Consider the following 3,503-nt stretch of genomic DNA (forward strand, 5'->3'; position numbering starts at 1 on the left):
CGCGGTCGACTCCACCACCCGTGCAGGCTACTTTCCCGGCGCGAAACCGATCCGGACGAAACTCATCGCCGAACGTGGCACCGGTCGACTCCTAGGTGCACAAATCGTTGGTGAAGAGGGGGCTGCTAAACGTATCGATGTCCTCGCCATGGCGCTGTGGCACGAAACGAGCGTGGAAGAACTACTCAATACCGACCTGGGATACGCCCCGCCGTTCTCACCGCTGTGGGATCCGGTTCTGATCGCCGCCCGTAAGAGCTGGCAGGCCGTCTCAGCAGACCGGCGCTCCTAGACACTTTACATAGCAGACCAGGCCCTCTCAGAAGGATATGGACCGGCGGTATCGTGGTTGGCAGCGATGACTTATATGGCACTTTTGTCTGTGGGTGCCCCGCTCTCCGCCCGGCCATCCCCCATTTCGGTAAACGGGTCGGGTTAGCGTGCCGCGGAAAGTCGGTCATGTATGCAACTTCTGCCTTTTGGCCGCCCAGCATTGATTCCGCCAGAGTCGTCACGACTGGGTTATTCGAACGTTCCAGTACCGCTTCGGCCATGGCTATGCCGGGTTCGTGGTGGGTAAGCATCAGCTCGAGATACAGTCATTCCGCCTCGGCGTTCTCCTCGGGAACCGGCTCGTTGTAAACACCACAGTCCAACCAAACACAGCAGTTATCCTCACCAACAGGTGGAACCCGTTCTTAGTCAACAGAGGTTTAGACGTGGTCGGCCGAAAAGATAATCAAAAGTCTGCAAACCCTCAATCCGGATACCCTCAGCCGCCGGCCGGCCGCCTGTTACTACTGGTGTCCCGCTCTCCGAACGGCTCATCTGACGGTGCCCCAAACAGCACGCGCGGTACATGAAAAACAAAACAGCCATCGTCGGGCGTGTCCCGACCGGGGCCGGCGATGGCTCGGAACCACCGTTTACCAGAAGCCATTGCTCGCTACCGACCCGGGGCGACGTTGAGGAACATCGGCTCCGGTTCAGTGCCCGTGAGGCTCCTCGTCATGGTCCGCGGTGTCATCACCGCCCGGGGGGCCCGCATCGTTGGTCTCGCCGCCAGAGGGATCGGCTGTCGGGGAGGCCAGGCCGGTCTCCGCCTGCCCAGGGGTGGTCTCCGGGGTCGGCGAAGGCTCAGCGTTGTGAGGCTGGCCGTCTTCGGTCCCGTGCGATGGGCGCTCTTCGCCCTCAGTGTGCTCGTGCCCGCCGGTTGCGGTTAGAATCGCCAGGGCGACCAGCAGGGTGACCGCCACGGCCGGGACGGCGAGGACACCCTTGTACCAGCCCGGGCTGATAATAGAGTGCTGTACACGGGGAACCAAGGCCGAGGCCACGCTGACCGTGACAAAGACTTCCAGCAGAGTGGCGACTATGCCCGCTACCACCACATTCTCTGGTGCTCCGGCCGCTGGCCCAATCGGCAGGCCCCAGAGGCGGCTCACCGCCCAGACCGCGATGGTGCCGATGTTGACCGGGAGGACAAGAGCCAGCCAGCGCGAGCCCGGGAACCGGAACGCGAGGAAGGCCCACACGATCTGGACGAGGCCCAGCACTACGAAGGCCGCACCCAAGGGCGCCCATTCCTCCCAGTGGGCCGGGCTTAAGACTAAGTGGATCAAGCCGGCTCCGAGAGAGCCGAAGGCTGCGGCCTGAACACTCAGGCCGATGTCATTGTACTTGTGCATACAGGTGGATCTCCCTTCCGGAAGCAGCTCTAGCTGTATTGCCACGGACGTTGGCGATGGCCGGCGTGGTGTGGTGACATGAAGAAGACCTCAGGGTGAGGTGGAGCTTGTTCAAGGTTTCTATTCATCGGGCCGTTACTATCATTGTTCAGAGACGGGTCATTTTCGCTTATGTCCGGTTTGAACTCCTGCGCCGAACTGCATAGGTTCCGCCGGCCGCAGCGACCAGAACCAGGCCCCCGCCGAGGGCGAAAACACCGAGATTGGCTGCGTCGCCGGATTCCGTGACGCCGGTGTCGGCACCACCTTCAGGCATGGGACTGACCTGCTGCTCCATACCTTCAGGGCCGTCATCAGAGGATCCGCTGCCGGAACCGTTGCTGGAGCCGGCTCCCATCGAGCTGTCATCGCCGGAGCCGCCACCCATTCCGGCTGCGGCTTCGACCATCAGCATGCCAGACATATTCGGATGGATGGTACAGATCAGGGTGTACTGGCCCGGCTCCTGCGGCGCCGTGAACGTGCCCGTCGCCCCTGCGTCAATAATGCCGGTATCGAATGCACCGTTGGCGTCGGTGGCGGTGTGCGGGACGTCGTCATTATTGATGACAGTCACCGTTGCACCAGGGGTAACCGGACCGGACACCGCGTAAGCGAAGTCATCAATAGTGATGGTCACCTCCGCGGCCTGCGTCATTGCCAGCACCATTGACGGTGTATTAACCGCCGGGGCCGCAGCCGTTGCGAGTTGCGCCGATCCGAGGGTTGCGCCGCCGGCCAATGTCGCCGCGAACGCGATGCTGAGGGCTTTGCTGCTGGTACTCATGATTACGCCTTCCCGCGACGGATCCATTCGGTTGAATTGGCCTTCTCGTTCGACACGCTTCGGTATTGCATTTAGACCTGCCGCTAAAAAGTCATTCGTCACACACCGGCCTATCGATTGCTCCGCCGGATAGCGGGTGCCTGGCCGGTGTATTCACTACCGGTGGCGGAACGGGCCGCAAACCCAGTCCGTTCGATCGAGTCATCCTTGGTGCTCAACACGGGGACCCTTAAGCGTCTACATAACGCACGCTCATCGAGCACGCCTCCCACGGGGCAGACGGGCTGAGCTGAAATGAACATCTGGGGATACATTAAGCACAAAACGCCCTGAACAGCCGAACTGTCCAGAGCGTGAGTCGAACTCATGAGCCTCAAGCGGAGCGACACCCGGTAACGGTGTCCGAAGGTCTCCCCTCCCCGCCCCGCAACCCCACGGGGAGGGCAAATGGCTGGAGCCCGTCACGGATCCACCTCAGTAGCCGCCGGTACCAGTGTCGCCCTCGTCCGCCGGCGCGGTCGTCTCGGTGGGTTGTTCTGTTTCCGTGTTGTCGCATGCAGGCAGAAACAGCCCGGCAACGACGGCGGCGGAAGCGGCTATGATCCTCTTGTTCGTGTTCATGGATTAACCCTAAGCATGATGATGTAACGCATCAAGCGTCTTTAAGGGACTTTTGGGCCGACGTCTCCCCCGCGCCCCTGCAGTTCGGTTGAAGCATGACATCAGGGCCCCTCGGGTGGCCCTGGTCGAGCGTATTTTCCGGACCGTTTGCCGTGTCGTGCTCCTCAACTGTCGGGGACCTGCGGGAATAATAAGCCTACTTTCCATATCCTGCGACCGGGTGATTCGGCCTCATTGTGTTTAGCGCACCAGTCCTCTAGTAATGGACTATGACAGTGATGCTGAGGTCCCTTGAAACCGCTGTGCCCGAAACGGTAATGAAGCAGCCCCAGATCCGCGACGCCTTCGCCGGGCAGCCCAACCTCACC

At 61.3% G+C, this 3,503-nt stretch carries 5 protein-coding genes; 1 reads left to right on the forward strand and 4 read right to left on the reverse strand.

Features of this window, described 5'->3' with window-relative positions; all coding sequences use genetic code 11:
• On the forward strand, positions 1 to 292 hold a 292-nt coding region (locus Y707_RS28555; RefSeq protein ID WP_035783280.1), incomplete at its 5' end, for an oxidoreductase dimerization domain-containing protein.
• On the opposite strand, the gene Y707_RS33610 is transcribed toward Y707_RS28555, so the two are convergent.
• The 4 genes from Y707_RS33610 to Y707_RS31100 form a co-directional block, all read right to left on the reverse strand.
• The gene (locus Y707_RS33610; protein ID WP_442853326.1) at positions 186 to 599 is read right to left on the reverse strand and encodes a DUF305 domain-containing protein; all 414 of its coding nucleotides are present in this window, start codon (positions 597 to 599) and stop codon (positions 186 to 188) included. The two genes, Y707_RS28555 and Y707_RS33610, sit on opposite strands and share 107 nt — an antisense overlap.
• A gap of 387 nt (positions 600 to 986) precedes the next feature.
• Complete coding sequence (locus Y707_RS29320; protein ID WP_051442317.1) at positions 987 to 1,688, reverse strand: hypothetical protein; 702 nt, start codon at positions 1,686 to 1,688, stop codon at positions 987 to 989.
• A 169-nt stretch (positions 1,689 to 1,857) separates the two neighbouring features.
• A complete protein-coding gene (locus tag Y707_RS32380; protein WP_216699327.1) occupies positions 1,858 to 2,514 on the reverse strand; it encodes a cupredoxin domain-containing protein in 657 nt (218 codons plus the stop codon).
• Positions 2,515 to 2,988: 474 nt separating this feature from the next.
• Positions 2,989 to 3,135, reverse strand: coding sequence for a hypothetical protein (locus tag Y707_RS31100; RefSeq protein WP_155853271.1), 147 nt, complete (start codon positions 3,133 to 3,135; stop codon positions 2,989 to 2,991).
• Between the last annotated feature and the right edge of the window lie 368 nt (positions 3,136 to 3,503).

The organism is Arthrobacter sp. H14, assembly GCF_000520495.1.
Classification (GTDB): domain Bacteria; phylum Actinomycetota; class Actinomycetes; order Actinomycetales; family Micrococcaceae; genus Arthrobacter_C.

Bases quoted from the DNA above. Each gene is read 5' to 3' on its own strand.
- Y707_RS29320 (WP_051442317.1), bottom strand. From the start codon at position 1,688: ATGCACAAGTACAATGACATCGGCCTGAGTGTTCAGGCCGCAGCCTTC.
- Y707_RS32380 (WP_216699327.1), bottom strand. From the start codon at position 2,514: ATGAGTACCAGCAGCAAAGCCCTCAGCATCGCGTTCGCGGCGACATTG.
- Y707_RS31100 (WP_155853271.1), bottom strand. From the start codon at position 3,135: ATGAACACGAACAAGAGGATCATAGCCGCTTCCGCCGCCGTCGTTGCC.